The sequence below is a fragment of the Faecalibacterium sp. AF27-11BH genome, from assembly GCF_003603005.1.
GTDB classification, from domain to species: domain Bacteria; phylum Bacillota; class Clostridia; order Oscillospirales; family Ruminococcaceae; genus Faecalibacterium; species Faecalibacterium taiwanense.
Window position 1 is genome coordinate 1 of the sequence record NZ_QVGS01000026.1, and the last position, 1,936, is coordinate 1,936.

The following is a 1,936-nucleotide window of genomic DNA, read 5'->3' on the forward strand; positions in this document are numbered from 1 at the left end:
AGCTGGACCAACCAGACGCTGGCCATGATCGTTCTGTGGGCTGCATCCATGTATCTGTTCAAGGAGAAGAAGAACTACTGGATCACCGCTGTGCCTGCCACCTTCATGAGCGCGGTCTCTTCCACCTACTTCATTCTGGCTCCCGAATGCCTGGGCGGCCTGCTGAACGCCAAGACCGCAGAAGGCACCACCATTTACAACACCGCAGTGGCATACCCCATCGGCATCATCTTTGCCATTGCAATGCTGGCAGTCTTCCTCCACGCAACGAAGAAGGCAGCCCAGAAGGCATGACACGATATATACAAACATATATACAAATGATCTGCTGAATAAGGCACCCTCCGCTGAAACGGCTCGGCGGAGGGTGCCTTGTATTTTGCGGCGTTTCAGGCAAAGAAATCACGATTTGCGGAGAAAATTGAAAACGATTAAGCAACTTGCACAAAAACAGACTGGAAAGTTTGGCAGCAGCGGCTTTGACCGGTTCCGGGAAAGGTCTTTGCCGGGGAATTAAGAAAATTTGCCGTGAATGCGATAAAAATTCTTTGCAGGTATTCCGCGGAAGCATCTTGCCATATACTTTTTGATATGGGAACCATACCAGAAAAATATTAACTGCTTTATGAAAAAAGTGTTAACATGAAGCCAGAGATTGGTCAGAGCCGCAGCTGGGCACGCAAAATGCTGGCTGTGGTTTGAATCAAAAAGGAGGTTTCTGGTATGATTAGTTTCTTACTCTGTCTGGCGCTCTTGATCATCGGCTACTTTGTCTATGGCAAGATCGTTGACAACACGTTCGGACCGGACGACCGCGAAACTCCTGCTGTGCGCATCAACGACGGCGTTGACTACGTTGTGATGCCCCAGTGGAAGCTGTTCCTCGTCCAGTTGCTGAACATTGCAGGTCTGGGCCCCATCTTTGGTGCACTGCAGGGTGCTCTGTGGGGTCCCGTGGTGTTCCTGTGGATCACCTTCGGCACCATCTTTGCAGGTGGTGTGCATGACTACTTCTCCGGTATGATGAGCGAGCGCAACGATGGCGCATCCATCGCTGAGGTCACCGGCAGATACCTTGGACCTGTCATGCAGAACATCATGCGTGTGTTCTCTGTTGTGTTGCTGATCATGGTCGGTACCGTGTTCGCAGTGGGCCCCGCAGGCCTGATCGTTACCCTGTGCAAGAACAGTGGTATGTCCGGTCTGCTGACCACCACCCTGTTCTGGCTGATCATCATTCTGGTGTACTACTTCATCGCAACCTTTATCTCCATTGATGCCATCATCGGTAAGATTTACCCCGTGTTCGGCATCTGCCTGATCATCATGGCTGTGGGCGTTATCTTCGGCATCTTTACCAACCCCGCCTACACCATCCCCGAGATCTGGGCAAACTTCAGCAACATGCATCCGTCGGGCACTCCCATCTGGAGCTTCATGTTCATCACCGTTGCCTGCGGCGCTATCTCCGGCTTCCACTCCACCCAGTCGCCTCTGATGGCTCGCTGCATGAAGAGTGAGAAGCAGGGCCACTTCGTGTTCTACGGCGCAATGGTCTGCGAGGGCGTCATCGCTCTGATCTGGGCCGCTGCCGGCTGCGCACTGTACACCATCACCGACGGCAAGATGGCTGGTCTGGCCGAGGCTCTGGCTGCTGGTCAGTCTGCTGCCATCTACGACGTGTGTGCAAAGACCATGGGCGGCATTGGCATTGCTCTGGCAATGATCGGCGTTGTCATCTGCCCCATCACCTCCGGCGATACCGCGTTCCGTTCCGCTCGTCTGACTCTGGCCGACTGGCTCAAGATCGATCAGGACAGCTACGCAAACCGCCTGAAGCTCTGTGTTCCTGTGCTGGGCGTTGGTGCTTTCCTGGGCATCGGCAACGCACTGGGCTTCATCAACTACACCGTGATCTGGCGCTACTTCAGCTGGA

2 protein-coding genes are annotated in these 1,936 nt (G+C 53.8%); both read left to right on the forward strand.

What is annotated here, in order from left to right; genetic code table 11:
• On the forward strand, positions 1–294 hold a 294-nt coding region (locus tag DWY76_RS13600; RefSeq protein WP_279221604.1), incomplete at its 5' end, for a carbon starvation CstA 5TM domain-containing protein.
• Between the two features lie 429 nt (positions 295–723).
• Positions 724–1,936 (forward strand): carbon starvation CstA family protein (locus DWY76_RS13605; protein WP_243112064.1); only part of this gene is annotated, 1,213 nt, incomplete at its 3' end.